Source organism: Curtobacterium sp. MCPF17_021, assembly GCF_003234605.2.
GTDB lineage: Bacteria > Actinomycetota > Actinomycetes > Actinomycetales > Microbacteriaceae > Curtobacterium > Curtobacterium flaccumfaciens.
The window spans coordinates 2,734,926-2,751,329 of the sequence record NZ_CP126252.1 but is presented as its reverse complement, the minus strand read 5'-3'; the positions used below and the strand labels follow the sequence as shown (position 1 = coordinate 2,751,329).

21 protein-coding genes are annotated in these 16,404 nt (G+C 71.5%); 14 read left to right on the top strand and 7 right to left on the bottom strand.

The genetic code is table 11. The features are described from left to right. Positions 1–8 precede the first annotated feature (8 nt). The 6 genes from nadA to DEJ29_RS12900 all read left to right on the top strand — a co-directional run bounded on the left by nadA (position 9) and on the right by DEJ29_RS12900 (position 5,897). On the top strand, positions 9–1,280 hold the full coding sequence (gene nadA / locus DEJ29_RS12925; protein WP_111092699.1) for a quinolinate synthase NadA: 1,272 nt from the start codon (positions 9–11) through the stop codon (positions 1,278–1,280). Between the two features lie 32 nt (positions 1,281–1,312). Continuing rightward, on the top strand, positions 1,313–2,980 hold the full coding sequence (gene nadB, locus DEJ29_RS12920) for an L-aspartate oxidase (protein WP_111095261.1): 1,668 nt from the start codon (positions 1,313–1,315) through the stop codon (positions 2,978–2,980). Further along, positions 2,977–3,900, top strand: a complete 924-nt coding sequence (gene nadC, locus DEJ29_RS12915; RefSeq protein WP_111095262.1) for a carboxylating nicotinate-nucleotide diphosphorylase — start codon at positions 2,977–2,979, stop codon at positions 3,898–3,900. The genes nadB and nadC overlap by 4 nt, the downstream gene beginning before the upstream one ends. 2 nt (positions 3,901–3,902) lie before the next feature. Then, positions 3,903–5,042: a cysteine desulfurase family protein gene (locus tag DEJ29_RS12910; protein WP_111095263.1), complete on the top strand. Its 1,140-nt coding sequence runs from the start codon at positions 3,903–3,905 to the stop codon at positions 5,040–5,042. Between the two features lie 79 nt (positions 5,043–5,121). Then, positions 5,122–5,388 (top strand): hypothetical protein, encoded by a 267-nt coding sequence (locus DEJ29_RS12905; protein WP_146239634.1) that lies wholly within the window; start codon positions 5,122–5,124, stop codon positions 5,386–5,388. A 218-nt stretch (positions 5,389–5,606) separates the two neighbouring features. Further along, positions 5,607–5,897, top strand: coding sequence for a hypothetical protein (locus DEJ29_RS12900; protein WP_111095264.1), 291 nt, complete (start codon positions 5,607–5,609; stop codon positions 5,895–5,897). 41 nt (positions 5,898–5,938) lie between these two features. On the opposite strand, the gene DEJ29_RS12895 is transcribed toward DEJ29_RS12900, so the two are convergent. Then, the gene (locus tag DEJ29_RS12895) at positions 5,939–6,406 is read right to left on the bottom strand and encodes an MSMEG_6728 family protein (RefSeq protein WP_111095265.1); all 468 of its coding nucleotides are present in this window, start codon (positions 6,404–6,406) and stop codon (positions 5,939–5,941) included. 88 nt (positions 6,407–6,494) lie between these two features. Between DEJ29_RS12895 and DEJ29_RS12890 the strand changes: the two genes are divergently transcribed. Beyond that, entirely contained in the window at positions 6,495–7,091 is a 597-nt protein-coding gene (locus DEJ29_RS12890) for an NAD(P)H-dependent oxidoreductase (RefSeq protein ID WP_110862516.1), read from the top strand. Positions 7,092–7,103: 12 nt separating this feature from the next. Here the strand turns inward: DEJ29_RS12890 and DEJ29_RS12885 are convergent, their stop codons facing one another. The 3 genes from DEJ29_RS12885 to DEJ29_RS12875 are packed head-to-tail and all read right to left on the bottom strand — an operon-like array spanning position 7,104 to position 8,481. Then, entirely contained in the window at positions 7,104–7,556 is a 453-nt protein-coding gene (locus DEJ29_RS12885) for an MmcQ/YjbR family DNA-binding protein (protein ID WP_349775184.1), read from the bottom strand. Beyond that, positions 7,553–7,921, bottom strand: coding sequence for a DoxX family protein (locus tag DEJ29_RS12880; protein WP_111095266.1), 369 nt, complete (start codon positions 7,919–7,921; stop codon positions 7,553–7,555). Before DEJ29_RS12880 ends, DEJ29_RS12885 begins: the two co-directional genes overlap by 4 nt. 47 nt (positions 7,922–7,968) lie before the next feature. Continuing rightward, positions 7,969–8,481 (bottom strand): MarR family winged helix-turn-helix transcriptional regulator, encoded by a 513-nt coding sequence (locus tag DEJ29_RS12875; RefSeq protein WP_111095267.1) that lies wholly within the window; start codon positions 8,479–8,481, stop codon positions 7,969–7,971. A 90-nt stretch (positions 8,482–8,571) separates the two neighbouring features. Between DEJ29_RS12875 and DEJ29_RS12870 the strand changes: the two genes are divergently transcribed. Continuing rightward, on the top strand, positions 8,572–9,630 hold the full coding sequence (locus DEJ29_RS12870) for an LLM class flavin-dependent oxidoreductase (protein ID WP_111095268.1): 1,059 nt from the start codon (positions 8,572–8,574) through the stop codon (positions 9,628–9,630). Here DEJ29_RS12870 and DEJ29_RS12865 read toward each other — a convergent pair. Beyond that, complete coding sequence (locus DEJ29_RS12865) at positions 9,627–10,091, bottom strand: MarR family winged helix-turn-helix transcriptional regulator (protein WP_181438214.1); 465 nt, start codon at positions 10,089–10,091, stop codon at positions 9,627–9,629. The genes DEJ29_RS12870 and DEJ29_RS12865 overlap by 4 nt on opposite strands. A 70-nt stretch (positions 10,092–10,161) precedes the next feature. Between DEJ29_RS12865 and DEJ29_RS12860 the strand changes: the two genes are divergently transcribed. Further along, positions 10,162–11,040 (top strand): NmrA/HSCARG family protein, encoded by an 879-nt coding sequence (locus tag DEJ29_RS12860; protein WP_111095269.1) that lies wholly within the window; start codon positions 10,162–10,164, stop codon positions 11,038–11,040. Between the two features lie 59 nt (positions 11,041–11,099). On the opposite strand, the gene aroQ is transcribed toward DEJ29_RS12860, so the two are convergent. After that, positions 11,100–11,543: a type II 3-dehydroquinate dehydratase gene (gene aroQ / locus DEJ29_RS12855; RefSeq protein ID WP_111095270.1), complete on the bottom strand. Its 444-nt coding sequence runs from the start codon at positions 11,541–11,543 to the stop codon at positions 11,100–11,102. A 142-nt stretch (positions 11,544–11,685) separates the two neighbouring features. On the opposite strand from aroQ, the gene DEJ29_RS12850 reads away from it, so the two are divergent. Both DEJ29_RS12850 and DEJ29_RS12845 read left to right on the top strand, forming a co-directional pair. Continuing rightward, entirely contained in the window at positions 11,686–13,356 is a 1,671-nt protein-coding gene (locus DEJ29_RS12850; RefSeq protein WP_071405106.1) for a sodium:solute symporter family protein, read from the top strand. A gap of 22 nt (positions 13,357–13,378) precedes the next feature. After that, positions 13,379–13,714, top strand: coding sequence for a hypothetical protein (locus DEJ29_RS12845; protein ID WP_111029350.1), 336 nt, complete (start codon positions 13,379–13,381; stop codon positions 13,712–13,714). A 218-nt stretch (positions 13,715–13,932) separates the two neighbouring features. Here the strand turns inward: DEJ29_RS12845 and DEJ29_RS12840 are convergent, their stop codons facing one another. Further along, positions 13,933–14,577 (bottom strand): hypothetical protein, encoded by a 645-nt coding sequence (locus DEJ29_RS12840; protein WP_284173650.1) that lies wholly within the window; start codon positions 14,575–14,577, stop codon positions 13,933–13,935. On the opposite strand from DEJ29_RS12840, the gene DEJ29_RS12835 reads away from it, so the two are divergent. From DEJ29_RS12835 to DEJ29_RS12825, 3 genes are all read left to right on the top strand, one after another. After that, entirely contained in the window at positions 14,558–14,974 is a 417-nt protein-coding gene (locus tag DEJ29_RS12835; RefSeq protein ID WP_110863434.1) for a VOC family protein, read from the top strand. The genes DEJ29_RS12840 and DEJ29_RS12835 overlap by 20 nt on opposite strands. A 37-nt stretch (positions 14,975–15,011) precedes the next feature. Continuing rightward, entirely contained in the window at positions 15,012–15,632 is a 621-nt protein-coding gene (locus DEJ29_RS12830; RefSeq protein WP_111095272.1) for a DNA-3-methyladenine glycosylase I, read from the top strand. Positions 15,633–15,713: 81 nt separating this feature from the next. Continuing rightward, on the top strand, positions 15,714–16,394 hold the full coding sequence (locus tag DEJ29_RS12825) for a DJ-1/PfpI family protein (protein ID WP_111095273.1): 681 nt from the start codon (positions 15,714–15,716) through the stop codon (positions 16,392–16,394). Positions 16,395–16,404: the final 10 nt, after the last annotated feature.

Sequence of the window (16,404 nt, the reverse complement as noted above, 5' to 3'; positions counted from 1 at the left end):
GAAGCCCCGTGTCCATCGCCACGACGATCGAACTCATCTCCAACGGCAAGGCCGGCGGCAGCACCTGCACGCCCGATCTCGCCATGCCGACGTGGGACTTCGACTCCCGCCCCGGGTACGGCCCGGGGTCGTCGATGTCCGACGTCATCCCGACGAGCGCCCCGCGCCAGGGCGTCCTGCCCGACGAGTACAAGACGACCCCGACCGACGAGCTCCACGAGCGCATCGAGCGGGCGAAGGCCACCCTCGGCGACCGGGTCGTCGTCCTCGGGCACTTCTACCAGCGCGACGAGGTCGTCCGGCACGCGGACTTCCTCGGCGACTCGTTCCAGCTCGCGAACGCCGCCCTGACGAAACCCGACGCCGAGGCGATCGTGTTCTGCGGCGTGCACTTCATGGCCGAGACGGCCGACATCCTGGCGCGCGACGACCAGCGCGTGATCCTGCCGAACCTGGCCGCCGGCTGCTCGATGGCCGACATGGCCGACATCGACAGCGTCGAGGCCGCGTGGGCGGAGCTGACCGCGGTGTACGGCACCGAGCCCGACGCCGACGGCCGCGTCCCCGTGATCCCGGTCACCTACATGAACTCCGCCGCCGACCTCAAGGCCTTCTGCGGTCGCAACGGCGGCATCGTGTGCACCTCGTCGAACGCCGCGACCGTGCTCGAGTGGGCCTTCGAGCGTGGGCAGCGCGTCCTGTTCTTCCCCGACCAGCACCTCGGCCGCAACACCGCGAAGGCGATGGGCATCAGCACCGACCTGATGCCGATGTGGAACCCGCGCCTGCCGGGTGGGGGCAACACGGCCGCGGACCTGCTCGAGGCGAAGGTCATCCTCTGGCACGGCTTCTGCTCGGTGCACCGCCGCTTCACCGTCGACCAGATCGACCAGGCCCGCCGCGAGCACCCGGGCGTGCAGGTCATCGTGCACCCGGAGTGCCCGATGGCCGTCGTCGACGCCGCGGACCACGCCGGCAGCACCGACCTGATCCGGAAGACCGTCGCCGCGGCCACCGAGCCGACGACGTTCGCGATCGGCACCGAGATCAACATGGTGAACCGGCTCGCCGCCGAGTACCCGCAGCACACGATCTTCTGCCTCGACCCGGTCGTCTGTCCCTGCTCGACGATGTACCGGATCCACCCGGGCTACCTCGCCTGGGTGCTCGAGGCACTCGTCCGCGGCGAGGTCCTCAACGAGATCGTCGTCCCCGCCGACGTGCAGGCCGACGCCAAGGTCGCGCTCGAGCGCATGCTCGCCGCCAAGCCGCGCGGCTGAGACGCGGACCCGACCGAACGAGGGAGACCACCGTGCACGTCGTCATCGTCGGCTCCGGCATCGCCGGGCTGACCGCAGCGATCCGCGCCAGTGCCCTGCACGACGTCACCCTGGTGACGAAGGGGGCGCTCGCCGACAGTGCCACCGCGTACGCCCAGGGCGGCATCGCGGTGGCGCTCGGCGCCGACGACTCCGCGGCGCTGCACCAGGCCGACACCCACGTCGCCGCGGCGGGCAGCGCCGACGCCCGGGCCGTCGAGGTCCTGTGCACCGACGGGCCGGCCCGCGTCCGCGACCTGCTCGCCCTCGGGGTGCCCTTCGACCGGTCGTCGGACCCGGCGACCCTCGACCGGTACGGCGACGACCTCGCCCGCGGGCGAGAAGCCGCGCACGGCCGGTGGCGCGTCGTGCACGCCGACGGTGACGCGACCGGGGCCGCGATCGAACGCACCCTCATCGCGGCACTGCACCGACGGCACGTCACGATCCTCGAGCGCACGAGCCTGACCGACCTCGTTGTCCGCGGCGGGGTGGTCGTCGGCGTCGACGTCCTCGACCTGCTCGAGGAACCCCGCCGCCTCGACGCGGACGCCGTCGTCATCGCGTCCGGGGGAGCCGGACACCTGTACCGCGAGACGACGAACCCCCTGGTCGCGACCGGTGACGGGGTCGCCGCCGCCTGGCGCGCCGGCGCCGTCCTCGCCGACCTGGAGTTCGTCCAGTTCCACCCGACACGGCTCGCCGTCCCCGGTGGCGGCCTGGTGTCCGAAGCCGTCCGCGGTGAGGGCGCCGTCCTCCGCGACGCCGCCGGGCACCGCTTCATGACCGACGTGCACCCGGACGCCGAGCTCGCCCCGCGTGACGTCGTCGCGCGGGGGATCGCCGCCGCGGTGCGCGACCAGGGCGGCGCGCCCGTGCTCCTCGACGCCACCGGCCTCGACGCCGGGTTCCTGGTCACGCGGTTCCCCGGACTCACCCGGGCCACCCGCGCCGCCGGCTTCGACTGGACCCGCGAGGGCGTCCCGGTCGCACCGGCCGCGCACTACTCGATGGGCGGCATCGCCACCGACGCCGAGGGCCGCACCAGCCTGCCCGGACTCCTCGCCGTCGGTGAAGCCGCCTGCACCGGGGTCCACGGCGCCAACCGGCTCGCCTCGAACTCCCTGCTCGAGGGACTCGTCTTCGCGGTCCGCGCAGCGGACGCGGTCGCCGCACCGCGACCCGGCTTGCTCCGCCTGCGCGGGGACGCGGGTCTCCACGTCACCAGCGTGCCTCGAGCGGCCGACGCGATCCGTTCCTCCCGTCCGACCCTGCCTGGAGGCACGACCCACCTCGACGACCTGGGTGCCGTCCGGCAGGCGGTCCAGTCCGTCATGACGGACCGCGTCGGGCTGCTCCGTGACGCCGTCGGGCTGGCCAGCGCACGCCGCGAGCTCGACGCGCTGACCGCGCCGACCGGCGGGGGCGTGCGCGAGCACGAGGACCGTGCGCTGCTCGACCTGGCGCGACTCGTCGCGCTCGCCGCCGAGGCCCGCACCGAGTCCCGCGGGGCGCACGCCCGCACCGACCACCCCGACACCGACCCCACCGCCCCGGCCTCGTACGCCTGGGTCGCCGACCACACCGACGCACACCCCGACGAGCACACGGACGAACGCACCGACGGCTCCGCAGTCGTCCCGCAGGAGGTACCCGCATGACCACCGACCCCGGCACCATCCCGCCGCACGCGCTCCGTCGCGTGATCGAGACCGCGCTCGAGGAGGACGCACCGTGGGGCGACGTCACCAGCGAGACCCTCATCCCCGCCGAGGCGACCGCGACCGCGACCCTCGGCGCGCGCGAGCCCGGCGTGCTGAGTGGCGGCGCGGTGTTCGTCGCCGTGATGCACGCCGTCGACCCGTCGATCCACGCCGTCGTGCACGTCGCCGACGGGACGCGTTTCGTCGCGGGCGACGTCCTCGCGACCATGACCGGGTCGGCGCGTGCCGTGCTGCGGGCCGAGCGGGTCGCCCTCAACCTGGTGCAGCGGATGTCGGGCATCGCGACGACCACCGCGGCGCACGTCGCTGCCGCCGCGGGCACCTCGGCGCGGATCGTCGACACCCGGAAGACGACGCCCGGCCTCCGAGCACTCGAGCGGTACGCCGTCCGGTGCGGCGGCGGACACAACCACCGCACCTCGCTCTCCGACGCCGTGCTCGCCAAGGACAACCACCTGGCGGTGCTCCTGGCCGGCGGCATCGGCATCGGCGACGCGATCGCCCAGGCCCGCCAGCGGCTCGGGCACACCGTGCACGTCGAGGTCGAGGTGGACCGCATCGATCAGATCGAACCCGTCGTCGCTGCGGGGGTCGACACGATCATGCTCGACAACTTCACCCCGGACGAACTCGTGACCGGGGTCGGCATCGTCGCCGGACGCGCGCTCGTCGAGGCCTCGGGAGGCGTGTCGCTCGACACCGTCGCGGCGATCGCGGCGACCGGCGTCGACGTCATCTCGGTCGGGGCGCTGACCCACTCGGCGCGGGCGCTCGACCTCGGACTCGACATCGACGTCGCGGTGCCCGAGCACGTCGCGGTGCCGACGGAGCACGTCGCGGTGCCCGTGCGGGACTAGTCGTGTTCTACCTGGACCGCGCCGCCACCACCCCGGTCCGCCGCGAGGTGCTCGAGGCGATGTGGCCCTACCTGACGGGGGTGTTCGGCAACCCCTCGTCGACGCACGGGGTCGGAGACGAGGCCGCGCGGGGACTCACCGCTGCACGGACCGCCGTCGCCGGGGTGCTCGGGTGCCGGCCCGCCGAGGTCGTCTTCACCACCGGCGGCACCGAGGGGGCGAACACCGCGATCAAGGGGATCGCCCTCGCCGCACCCCGCGGTCGGCACGTCGTCACGAGCGCCATCGAGCACGAGGCGGTGTTGGAGAGCTGCGCGTACCTCGCCCGCTTCCACGACTTCGACGTCACCGTGCTGCCCGTCGGCCCGGACGGCCGCGTGGACCCGGCGGTGCTGCGCGCGGCCCTCCGCCCGGACACCACGCTCGTCTCGATCGCGCACGCCGACAACGAGATCGGCACCGTGCAGGACGTCCCCGCGCTCGCGGCGGTGGCGCACGAGGTCGGGGCGCGGTTCCACACCGACGCCGTGCAGTCCGCGCCCTGGCTGCCGATCGGTCTCGGGGCCCTGGGCGTCGACGCGCTGTCGTTGTCCGGGCACAAGCTCGGCGCCCCGAAGGGCACCGGCGTGCTCGCGGTGCGCGCCGGCGTCCCGCTCGAGCCGCTGCTGCACGGCGGGGGACAGGAACGGGGGCGGCGGTCCGGTACCGAGGACGTGGCCGGAGCCGTGGCGGTGGCGACCGCCCTCGGGCTGGCGGCGGAGACCGTGCGGTCGGGGGAGGGCACCGCGACCACCGTGCGCGACGCGGTGCTCGACGGCGTGCTCGCCGCGGTCCCCGGCGCGTTCGTCACCGGGTCGCGGGAGCACCGGCTGCCCGGGCACGCGTCGTTCTGCTTCCCGGGCGTCAACGGCGAGACCGTCCTGCTCGAGCTCGAGCAGCGCGACGTGGTGTCGTCGTCGGGCAGCGCCTGCGCTGCGGGCAGCACCGAGGCCTCCCACGTGCTCACGGCGCTCGGGATCCCGGAGGACGTGGCCCGCACCGCGCTCCGCCTGACGTTCGACGCGGCCCTGACCGCCGACGACGTCCCGGTCGTCGTCGGGGCCGTGGCCGACGCCGTGGCGACCGTCCGCGCCCTCGGCTGAGGTGTACTAGACGTTCTACTCCATCTCTGGGTACGTGTCCCCCCTTCTGCGGACAACCGATCTGCGTCAGAGTGTCGTCATGGCAAACGCGATGATGACCCGGACACGACGGGACGACCGCTTCCGAGCGGTGCAGCTCCTGCCGGCACCGGCCACCCTCGTCGCGCTCGCCCTGGCAGCGCAGCACGACCTCGGCACGGCCCCGCTCGGGGTCATCGCCGTGGTCGGAGCGCTCGCGACCGCCGGGAGTGCCCTGCTCCCGATGGTCCGGCCAGCCGCCGCCCACCGGTCGATGCCCGCACCGACCGAGACGGACCGGTACCGAGAGGACACCGAACACCCTTGAGGTCCACCACCGTGCGGTTCCCCTGAACCGAGCCGCGCGGTGGACCCAGACCGGATGTCGACCCCCTGATCGACGTCCGGCGCGGGGCGCGACGTTCCCCCTGTCGTCGTGTCCCGCCGTACACCGCGATCCCGCCGTGGGTCGACGTCCGCACCCCTGAGCGGCGTCGGTTCCCCTGCAGCCCACGGCGGGATCCGGTTCCCCGGTAGCGTCGTCGCATGCCCTCGTACCGTGCGACCCTGGCGATCGGCGCCCTCGCGCCCGGCACCGCCCCGGACGCCGTCTTGCCCGCCGCGGCCGCCCTCGTGCGCGAACACGCCGTGGTCGAGGCCGAGGGCGTCCGGCTGCTCCGTGGTGTCCCGTGTGCCGTCGTGCGCTTCGAGGCCGAGGACGACCGTGCCGCGGCGGCCGTCCGCGACGCCGCCGTCGACGGGCTGCGGGACGTGGTCGAGATCCGCTCCGACGTCGTCACCCGGCGCGAGGGCGGTCGCTGGATCCCGGTCGCCTGACGGCCCTGCGGTCGCCTGACGGCCCTGCGGTCGCCTGACGGTCAGGCGGTGTGCGTCGCCGTCTCGGGGGTCCCCGGCCAGACGTAGTCCAGGTCGTCCGGCACGTCGGGGAACAGCTCCCGGTAGTGCTCCGGCGCCTTCTGCACGAGCTTCGACCGGTGCGAGACGTGCAGGGCCTCGTCGTCGTTCCACGGCGGGACCGGCACGTCGCCGCGCTCGTACGCCGCCAGGTCCTCCGGCACGCGGCCCAGGTCGAGCAGGGTCTTCTCGAGACACGTGTCCGCGTACCCGCGCTCGGCCCAGACGCGGCACGTGGCCTCCTGGTAGGCCATCAACGCAGGACGGTACCCACGCCACATCGCCGTCACCGGGTGGTGCTGCCAGCCGTAGTCGGGGAGCGTCAGTGCGCGCATCACCTGCAGGGTCTCGACCCGCTGCTTGCCGAGCCGCCGGTCGTCGAGGACCTCGGCGGATGCCCGGAAGTCGGCGTACGGCAGGAAGGTCTGCATGGCGCGGACGCTACCCCGACGGACTGGCACCCGACACATGTCGTCACGAACGTGCCGCCCGCCCCGGCAGCGTGTGAGCATCGACCGCATGAGCGGAGAACTGGTCGTCGGCGTCAGTGGCAGCCCATCGGACCCCTCGCGGACCTCGACCCTGGTCGCGGCGACGGTGGCCCGGTTGGCCGAGGAGATCGACGGTGCCCGGACCGAGACGATCGAGATCGGCCCGCTGCTCGCCGACCTCGGAGCGGCGTCGGGTCGCGAGACGATGTCCGACCGCACCCGCCGGGCCCTCGAGACGGTGGAGGCCGCGGACGTGCTCGTCGTGGGCAGCCCGGCCTTCCGCGCGGCCTACTCCGGCGCCTTCAAGCTCTTCTTCGACTGGGTCGGGCAGTACGACCTCGTCGACACCCCGGTGCTCCTGACCGCCACCGGTGGCAGCGACCGGCACGCCCTGCTCGTCGAGCACCAGATGCGCCCGTTGTTCGGGTTCTTCCAGTCCACGACACTGCCGCTCGGGGTGTTCGGGAACGAGCGGGACTTCACCAAGCGCGAGGGTGGCTACGACATCGCGAGCGTCGACCTCGAGCTCCGCATCGACCAGGCCGTGCGCCGGGCCGTGCCGCTCATCCGCGGGGGCTTCGCGACCGCTGGGGTCGCCGACGTGCCCCGTCCCGCGGACTTCTGACCCGCGGTCCGCTCAGTCCGGCTGGTGACGTCGTCCGTTGCGCACGGGTCGTCGCGCCAGCGGCAGGGTCTCGACGACGAGCTCGTACGAGTTGCGGACGAGGTCGCCGACGAACGCCTCGGTGACGCCGGCCCCGCCGTGGAGCGTGATCCAGTGCTCCTTGTTCATGTGGTAGCCGGGCGTGACGGTTTCCCGCTCCTGTCGCAGGGCCTCGGAGTGTTCCGGCTCGGCCTTGAGGACCACGATCGGCTCGCCGGGGACCTCGGTGACCAGCAGGAACACCTTGCCGACCACCTTGAAGACCTCCCAGTCGGGGCCGAAGGGGTGCTCGTGGGTCGCCGCTGGTAGACCGGCCGCGACCTCCATCGCGTGCTCCTGCACGGCGGTGCCGTCCAGGTCGTCGGGGCGGCCTGCGTCGTCGCCGTCGTGTGCCGGTGGCGAGTCCGTCCGCGGCGCGGCCGTCATCCGGCGACCGTCGCGAAGCCGAGCACGGCCGCGGCGACGGAGAGGACAGCGAGCACCAGCGGCGGCACGACGGGTTCGTGGCGCCGGGCGTGCACGACGACCGCCCCGATCATCAGGACGGCGAGCCCGACTGCGGCGATCGGGGCGAGGACCTGCGCGGTCGAGGTGAGCAGCGGCAGGACGAGGCCCAGGGCGCCGACGACCTCGAGGGCCGCGATCAGCTTGATCGCGACGGGGGAGAAGTCCGCGGCCCAGGGCATCCCGCCGTCGATCAGCGCCGATCGGGGTCGGACGAGCTTCAGGACGCCGGCGCCGAGGAACGCGAGGGCGAGGAGGCCGGAGATGATCCAGAGTGCGATGAGCATGGGGTGTCTTCCTGTTGGTGAGTGTGGTGCGCGTGGTGCGCGGTGGTTCAGTCGTGGTCGTCGGGGCGCTCGGCGTCCGCGTCCCGCTGGTCGAGGTGGTGGTGCAGGGTGGCCGTGAGTGCCCGCATGGTCTCGAGCTGGTCGGGGGTGAACGCGTCGACGAACACCTGGCGGACCAGCCGGAGGTGCGCGGCGGACGAGCTGCGGAAGACGCTCGCACCGGCGTCGGTGAGGGTGACGGCGGCGCCGCGAGCGTCACCTCCGACCCGTCCCCGGAGCACGAGGCCGCGTTCCTCCATGCGTTTGAGGTGGTGCGACAGGCGGCTGCGTTCCCACCCGATCCCCGTTGCCAGGTCGGATGACCGCAGGGTGCGGTCCTCGGCCTCGCTCAGGGCGAGCATCACCGAGTAGTCCCCCGGTGAGATCCCCGAGGTGTCCAGGAACGCCGTCGACAGTGTGCGCCGGACGCGCTCCGACGCCTCGACGTAGGCGCGCCACGTCGCCAGCTCGGTCGCGTTCGGTGATCGCCGTCCGGATCGCGGCTCGTCGGTTCCCTGCACGGGTGCCTCCCTCGTTGACAAGCCGACCCTATCCGCAGATGATTGACACGTCAATTACCTGATTGACGTGTCAATGAAAAGAGGGCCATCATGTCCGACATCACCTTCGGCCTCGACACGTTCGGGGACGTCCCCACCGACGACGACGGCGTCCAGGTAGGGCACGCGCGGTCGATCCGGCAGCTCGTCGACGAGGCGGTCCTGGCGGACCAGCTCGGCGTCGACGTCTTCGCGGTGGGCGAGCACCACCGGCCGGAGTACTCGGTCTCCTCGCCCGAGACCGTCCTGGCCGGCCTGGCGACGGCGACCGAGCGAATCCGTCTCAGCTCGGGCGTCACGGTCCTGAGCTCTGACGACCCGGTCCGGGTGTTCCAGCGCTTCGCGACGGTTGACGCGCTGTCGAACGGACGGGCCGAGGTGATCCTCGGCCGCGGGTCCTTCACCGAGTCCTTCCCGCTCTTCGGCTACGACATGGCCGACTACGAGGTGCTGTTCGAGGAGAAGATCGAGCTGTTCGCCCGGTTGCTGCGCGAGACACCCGTCACCTGGTCGGGCACGACCCGCGCGCCGCTCGTCGACGCAGACGTGTTCCCGAAGACCGAGCACGGGCTCCGGACCTGGGTCGGCGTCGGCGGGTCACCGCAGTCCGTGGTGCGCACCGCCCGGTACGGGTTCCCCCTGATGCTCGCCGTCATCGGCGGGCAGCCGGAGCGCTTCCTGCCGTTCCTGGACCTGTACCGCCGTGCCACGGAGGAGTTCGGGACGACCGCGCACCCCGTCGGCATGCACTCACCCGGGTTCGTGGCCGACACCGACGAGGAAGCGCTCGAGGCGTGGTACCCGCACTACCAGGTCGTCCGCGACCGGATCGGCGCGCTGCGCGGGTGGCCGCCGGTGACGCGGGCCGAGTTCGACCACGAGGTGCGGTCCGGCTCGATGTACATCGGCTCCGCCGAGACCGTGGCCCGGAAGATCGCACGGACGGTGCACGCGATGGGTGTCGGTCGGTTCGACATGATCTACACCTCGGGAGCCCAGTCGATGCGTGCCCGCCTGCGCTCCGTGGAGCTCTACGGCGGCACGGTGGTGCCCCGCGTCCGGGAGCTGCTGGCCGAGATGCCGGCGACGCAGCGGGCGGACGTGGCCTAGCTGCGATCGGGGGAGGGCACGGCGGCCAGGGTGTCGCCGAGTCGGGTCAGCAGGCTCCGGAGCACGTCCTGCTCGGTCGCTGTCAGTCCAGCTGTCGTCTGCGCTTCGAGGGAGTCCCAGACGGCGGCGACGGGCTCCTCGAGCGCGCGGCCGGCGGCGGTGAGTGACACGAGGACGACCCGACGGTCCGTCGTCGAGCGTTCACGGCGAACGAGTCCGAGCTTCTCGAGCCGCGCGAGCGCCTTCGCCGTGGTCGGCGGCTCCACGGACAACCGACGCGTCAGGTCGGCCTGTGACAGCGGGGACTCCTCCCACAGCTCCATCAGCACGAACTCCTGGCCGGCGGCGAGACCGACGGCCTGCAACAACGAGCCGGCGAGCTTCCGGTGTGCCTTGGCCACCGCGGGGATCAGCGAGCTGATCGGGACCGCAGCGCGCTCGGGGCTGCCTGGGGAGTCCATCCGAGTCCTTCCGGAATAATCATTAGTCGGCTTATGTTCAACCCGTCGATCGAACACGAAGGAGTCAACCATGACGACACGATCCACCCCCACCATCGCCGTCTTCGCCGCCACCGGGAGCCAGGGCGGTGCTGTCACCGACGCGCTGCTGGCACGCGGCGCCACCGTGCGCGCACTCATCCGTGACACCGGTTCGGAGAAGGCCGCCGCGCTCGCCGAACGCGGGGTCGAGCTCGCCCGTGTCGACGTCGCGGATGCCGCCTCGCTCGCCGCTGCGCTCGAGGGCGTCGACGCCTTCTGGTTCATGACCACCCCACCCGGGGGCTTGCAGGACGCCGACACCGCAGGGGAGACCGCTCAGGGCATCGCGCTGGCCGACGCCGCTGCGGCGGCACGCGTGCCCCGCGTCGTCTTCAGCTCGGTCGGCGGTGCGGAGCGCGACTCGCACGTGCCGCACTTCGACTCGAAGTACCGAGTCGAGGAACACCTGGCCGCCCTGGGGCTGGACGTCACGATCGTGCGTCCGGTGTTCTTCATGGACAACTTCCACTGGTTCGCGCCGACGGCCGAGGACGGCACCCTGGTCCTCCGCCTGCCGTTCCCCGACGACGTCGTGCTCCAGATGATCGCCGCGCGTGACGTCGGGGCCGTTGCCGCTACGGCCCTGCTCGATCCGGACGCCGTCCCGGCCACGATCGAGATCGCCGGCGATGCCCGGACCGGCAGCGAGATCGCCGCAGCCTTCGCCGAGCACACCGGTGTGCCCGCCCGCTACGAGGCGCTGCCCCTGGCCGTCATGGACGGGCAGGACGACATGCAGGCCATGTTCCGGTGGTTCGCCGAGACGCCCGCCTACCAGGCCGACCTCGACCAGGTCCGCCGCATCGCTCCGGACACCTGGACGCTCGACCAGTGGCTGCGGGCCGTGCACTTCACGCCCACCCGCTGACGCAGCACGGACGGGAGGCCCGTGGCGGATCCGCCACGGGCCTCCCGTCCGCCTGGTGCTCAGCCGAGCAGGGACGCGACGTGCGCGACCGCCAGGCGGTAGCCGTCGGCGCCCGCGCCGGCGATGACCGCGGTCGCGGCGGTGGCGACGTGGTCGACGTGGCGGAACGTCTCGCGCTTCCACGTGTTCGACAGGTGCACCTCGACGACGGGGACCCACAGGGCCTCCACCGCGTCGTGCAGCGCGACCGAGGTGTGCGCGTAGGCGGCGGGGTTGATGACGACCGCGGCGAAGTCGTCGAGGGCCTCGTGCAGCCACTCGACCAGCTCGCCCTCGCGGTTCGTCTGGCGGAAGTCGGCCTCGAGCCCGTGCACGGCCGCCTCTGTGTGCACGATCGCCTCGATCTCGGCGAGCGTCACGGTGCCGTACTGCTCCGGGTCGCGGCGCCCGAGGATGTCGAGGTTCGGGCCGTTGAGGACGAGGATGCGCGACGCGTCGGTCATGGGGCGAGCGTAGCGAACCGGGGGAGCGCTGCGCGGCTCGGGTGATGCATGCGCTGGCTATGTGAACGGTCACAAATCGGTGTAACGTCTCCGTCCGGGTCGGCAGAGTTGTCGACTGCAACACACTGACGTGGAGATGTGAATGGTTCTCGCTGCAGCGAACGAAGGGATCCGGCTCGACTTGGGCTGGGTCGACTACCTGATGATCATCGTGTACTTCGCGGTCGTCATCGGGATCGGGTTCACCGCCCGCAAGCAGGTCCGGACGAGCATGGACTTCTTCCTGTCCGGCCGCTCGATGCCGGCGTGGATCACGGGCCTGGCGTTCGTGTCCGCGAACCTCGGCGCCACCGAGATCCTCGGCATGGCGGCCAACGGTGCCCAGATCGGCATGGCCACCCTGCACTACTACCTCGTCGGCGCCGTGCCCGCGATGGTGTTCCTCGGCCTCGTGATGATGCCGTTCTACTACGGCTCGAAGGTCCGCTCCGTGCCGGAGTTCATGCTGCGCCGCTTCGGCAAGGCGCCGCACCTGGTGAACGCGATCGCCTTCGCGGTGTCGAACGTGCTCATCGCCGGCATCAACCTCTACGCGATGGCCATCGTGATCGAGGCCATGCTCGGCTGGCCGGAGTGGCTGGCGATCATCGTCTCCGCCGGCTTCGTGCTCGTCTACATCACCCTCGGCGGGCTCTCGAGCGCGATCTACAACGAGGTCATGCAGTTCTTCGTGATCATCGCCGGGCTCATCCCGCTGACGATCGTCGGCCTGCACCGCGTCGGCGGCTGGGACGGCCTGTCGAAGGCCATCACCGAGACCCAGGGCGTGCAGCACCTGCAGGCCTGGGCCGGCACCGGCTTCGGTGACGTCACCAACCCGATCGGCGCCAACTGGCTCGCCATCGTGCTCGGCCTGGGCTTCGTGCTCGGCTTCGGCTACTGGACCACGAACTTCACCGAGGTGCAGCGCGCGTTCTCGGCGAAGAACATGTCCGCGGCCCGCCGCACCCCGCTCATCGCCGCGATCCCGAAGCTCTTCATCCCGGCCATCGTCGTGATCCCGGGCCTCATCGCCGCGGCCGTCGTCGGCAACCAGTTCGCCGACGGCACGCTGACCTACAACGACGCGATCCCGAAGCTCATCCAGATGTACCTGCCGACCGGTGTGCTCGGCATCGCGGTGACCGGTCTGCTGGCGTCCTTCATGGCTGGCATGGCGGCGAACGTCTCGTCGTTCAACACCGTCTTCACCTACGACATCTGGCAGCGCTACATCCGCCCGAACATGCCCGACCTGCACTACCTGAAGACCGGCCGCTGGGTCACCGTCGTCGGCGTCGTGGTCGGCATCGCGACCGCGTTCATCGCGGCCCAGGCGTCGAACATCATGACGTACATGCAGACGCTGTTCTCGTTCTTCAACGCACCGCTGTTCGCCGTGTTCATCCTCGGCCTGCTGTGGAAGCGCATGACGACGCAGGGTGCGCTCTGGGGGTACGTCCTCGGCATCGTGACCCCGACGATCACCTGGATCGCCTACCTGGTCAACCCGGACCTGTTCGCCACCGCGACCGCGGAGACCCTGTACGGCGCGATCATCTCGTTCGTCACCGTGCTGGTCGTCGGCTTCGTCGTCTCGATGCTCACCAAGCCGAAGGACGAGAAGGAGCTCGGTGGACTCGTCTACGGCGTGGGCAAGATCGACCTGCACGGCGACTCGGTCGCGACGGACACCGCCTGGTACCGCTCGCCCGCCCTGCTCGGCACCGTCGCGCTCGTGCTGTGCGTCGTCCTGTACCTCCCGTTCCTCTGATCCGCGAAGGAGACCACTTCTCATGAGTGACACCACCACCCCCGGCGCGATGACCGAGGAGCAGAAGGCAGCCCTCGTCCGCTCCACCCGCCGACTCGACCTGCGCCGCATCCTCGGCGGCCTGTTCGTGCTCTACGGCGTGATCACGACCATCGTCGGGATCGTGCACTGGAACACCGACCCCGAGAAGACCGGCGGGATCCACATCAACCTGTGGGTCGGGATCTCGCTGCTCGTCGGCGGCGGCCTGTTCTTCCTCTGGGACCGCCTGAACCCGGTGCCCGCCGAGGACATCATCGGCCAGGCCGAGTCCGAGTCGCACCAGCGTGCCGCGGGCGAGGGGCGCGAGCTGGCCTGAGGCTGCTTTGGTCGGGCGTCCCCGGCCAGACGCGGAACGACGAAGTCGCTGTCGGACGACAGCGGCTTCGTCGTTTCCGGCCGCGGCGGCCGGCGCCTTGACCGGGGCCGAGCGTAGCGGGTAGCATTGATATGTCGATCGGGTGCTGCTCGGTCGAAAGTGAGCCCCGGAGCATCCTGCAGCCAGCGCGGGACCGGGGTTTTGCGCTGTCCGGACCGTCACTCGGCCCGCACGACCTCCAATCGCACGTGCTCGCTCTCGGCGCCGTGCACGTGCATCCCGCAGGCGATGTCGGCGAGTGACAACAGCGGCTCCACACCGCCTCGGACGTGTTCGTACTGCAACTCTGCGCCGAGGCCCCGACCGCGGAGTGACTCCATCATCGAAGCATCACTCGCGTCGCGTGACGGCCCGCGCGACTCGAAGACCACGCGACTGACTCCTCGCTGATCGAGCTCCCAAGCAAGGCGCTCCAGGCACCGCCTGCGACGGCGTTCCGTCCGGGCCGGATGACCGGCGTAACGGACGACGACGATGGCGACGGCATGCCGCAGGAGGGCGAGCCATGAGAGTCGCTGTTCTCCGAGTGCCTCGTACCAGTGCAGCTTCCGCATCCGCCGAGGGGTCGCCCGTCGAACCGCCTCGCGGGCTTCGTCCTCGCCGTTGATCCGCATGATCACCGCAGCGAGGACGTACGCGGTGTGGTCCCGTCCACCACCGGGTTCTGACTCGTCCGCGTACGCCCGCATCCGACCAGCATATTGTGTACCGGTTGGTTCCCCCACGAAACGGTTGCGCGCTGGACCGGGTGGGTCCAGGTTGAGCGTGACGAAAGGAACCGCCATGGACACGATGGTCTTCATCAACCTGCCCGTCACGGACCTCGAGCGCTCGAAGGCGTTCTACGAGGCGCTCGGGTACTCGATCAACCCGGCGTTCAGCGACGACACCGCGGCGTGCGTGGTGGTGTCCGACACGATCTCCGTCATGATCCTGACGACGGCGAAGTTCGCCGAGTTCACGGACAAGACGATCGCCGACGCCGACACGATCGAGGTCATCAACTCGCTCAGCGCCCCGTCGAAGGAGGACGTCCACCGCATCGTCGACGCCGCGGTGGCCGCCGGCGGCACCGAAGACCGCCCGGAGATGGACCTCGGCTTCATGTACCAGCGGAGCTTCACCGACCCGGACGGACACCGCTGGGAGTACGTGTGGATGGACGAGCAGGCGACGCAGGACGGCCCGCCCGCCGAGTGAGTGATCGGCTGTCGGCGGCGCCCGCCAGGATGGTCGCATGAGCACCGAGCCCGTCGACGCCCCGCCCGTGCCCGACCTCGTCACCGGCGACGACGGCCTCGCCCGGCCGGTCTGGGCGTCGTCGGACGAGCTCCTCCGCGAGTACTACGACACCGAGTGGGGCATGCCCGTCCGCGACGAACGCGGGGTGTTCGAGCGGCTCTCGCTCGAGGCGTTCCAGTCCGGTCTGTCGTGGCGCACGATCCTCGCCAAACGACCGGCGTTCCGGGCCGCCTTCGCGGACTTCGACGCCGACACCGTCGCAGCCTTCGTCGAGGACGACGTCGCACGGCTCATGGCCGACGCCGGGATCGTCCGGAACCGCGCGAAGATCCTCGCGACGATCACCAACGCGAACGCCACGATCGCCCTGCGGCAGGACGGCGGGCTCGCCGACTTCGTGTGGTCGTTCCGGCCGGCGACCACGCCCGAGCCGCGGTCGTCCGCCGAGGTCCCGACGAAGTCGGACGAGTCCCTCGCCCTGTCGAAGGCGCTGCGGAAGCGCGGCTTCGCCTTCGTCGGTCCGACCACGATGTACGCCCTGATGGAAGCGCTCGGCATCGTCGACACCCACCTGATGGGCAGCCACCGGCGCGGGACCTCCGGCGTCTGGAGCTGACGGGCAAGCCCAGCCAAGCTGAGCCCCGCCCACGCACACGAGCAGGCACGAGAACGTGAACGCCGGGACTATGGTCACGACATGGCCGACGACATCCGGATCGCGTTCCTGCTGTTCCCGCACCTGACCCAGCTCGACCTGACCGGTCCGGCGCAGGTCCTCAGCCGCGTGCCCGGCGCACGCGTCGAGTACGTCGCGGCGACGCTCGACCCGGTGCCGAGCGACTGCGGCTTTGCGCTCGTCCCCACCGTGACGATCAGGGATGCAGGACCCGCGGACGTGCTCGTGGTGCCCGGTGGTGACGGTGCCTTCGACGCGATGCTCGACCCGGACGTCGTGGCCTTCGTGCGGCGCCAGGCCGAGCACGCGACGTGGATCACCTCGGTGTGCACCGGTGCCTTCGTGCTCGGCGCCGCGGGGCTGCTCGCCGGCAGACGCGCGACCACCCACTGGGCCTCGAAGCCGATGCTCGAGGCCTTCGGCGCGCAGCCGGTGGACGCTCGGATCGCAAGGGACGGCGCCGTCGTCACCGCGGCCGGGGTGAGCGCGGGCATCGACATGGCGCTGTGGCTCGCGGCCGAGCTCGCTGGACAGCCCGCTGCTGAGGCGATCCAGTTGCAGATCGAGTACGACCCGCAACCGCCGTTCGACCACGGATCGGCCGAGCGCGCCGACGCCGTCGTCGTCACCCGGGCCCGCGCAGCAGCCGAGGAGTCGCGCGGCGCGAGGGTGACCCGCGCCGCCGCAGCCGTCCTGCGCTGACGCGGACCTT

Bases quoted from the DNA above. Each gene is read 5' to 3' on its own strand.
- nadC (WP_111095262.1), top strand. From the start codon at position 2,977: ATGACCACCGACCCCGGCACCATCCCGCCGCACGCGCTCCGTCGCGTG.
- DEJ29_RS12905 (WP_146239634.1), top strand. From the start codon at position 5,122: ATGGCAAACGCGATGATGACCCGGACACGACGGGACGACCGCTTCCGA.
- DEJ29_RS12900 (WP_111095264.1), top strand. From the start codon at position 5,607: ATGCCCTCGTACCGTGCGACCCTGGCGATCGGCGCCCTCGCGCCCGGC.
- DEJ29_RS12895 (WP_111095265.1), bottom strand. From the start codon at position 6,406: ATGCAGACCTTCCTGCCGTACGCCGACTTCCGGGCATCCGCCGAGGTC.
- DEJ29_RS12890 (WP_110862516.1), top strand. From the start codon at position 6,495: ATGAGCGGAGAACTGGTCGTCGGCGTCAGTGGCAGCCCATCGGACCCC.
- DEJ29_RS12885 (WP_349775184.1), bottom strand. From the start codon at position 7,556: ATGACGGCCGCGCCGCGGACGGACTCGCCACCGGCACACGACGGCGAC.
- DEJ29_RS12880 (WP_111095266.1), bottom strand. From the start codon at position 7,921: ATGCTCATCGCACTCTGGATCATCTCCGGCCTCCTCGCCCTCGCGTTC.
- DEJ29_RS12870 (WP_111095268.1), top strand. From the start codon at position 8,572: ATGTCCGACATCACCTTCGGCCTCGACACGTTCGGGGACGTCCCCACC.
- DEJ29_RS12865 (WP_181438214.1), bottom strand. From the start codon at position 10,091: ATGGACTCCCCAGGCAGCCCCGAGCGCGCTGCGGTCCCGATCAGCTCG.
- DEJ29_RS12860 (WP_111095269.1), top strand. From the start codon at position 10,162: ATGACGACACGATCCACCCCCACCATCGCCGTCTTCGCCGCCACCGGG.
- aroQ (WP_111095270.1), bottom strand. From the start codon at position 11,543: ATGACCGACGCGTCGCGCATCCTCGTCCTCAACGGCCCGAACCTCGAC.
- DEJ29_RS12850 (WP_071405106.1), top strand. From the start codon at position 11,686: ATGGTTCTCGCTGCAGCGAACGAAGGGATCCGGCTCGACTTGGGCTGG.
- DEJ29_RS12845 (WP_111029350.1), top strand. From the start codon at position 13,379: ATGAGTGACACCACCACCCCCGGCGCGATGACCGAGGAGCAGAAGGCA.
- DEJ29_RS12835 (WP_110863434.1), top strand. From the start codon at position 14,558: ATGGACACGATGGTCTTCATCAACCTGCCCGTCACGGACCTCGAGCGC.
- DEJ29_RS12840 (WP_284173650.1), bottom strand. From the start codon at position 14,577: ATGAAGACCATCGTGTCCATGGCGGTTCCTTTCGTCACGCTCAACCTG.
- DEJ29_RS12830 (WP_111095272.1), top strand. From the start codon at position 15,012: ATGAGCACCGAGCCCGTCGACGCCCCGCCCGTGCCCGACCTCGTCACC.
- DEJ29_RS12825 (WP_111095273.1), top strand. From the start codon at position 15,714: ATGGCCGACGACATCCGGATCGCGTTCCTGCTGTTCCCGCACCTGACC.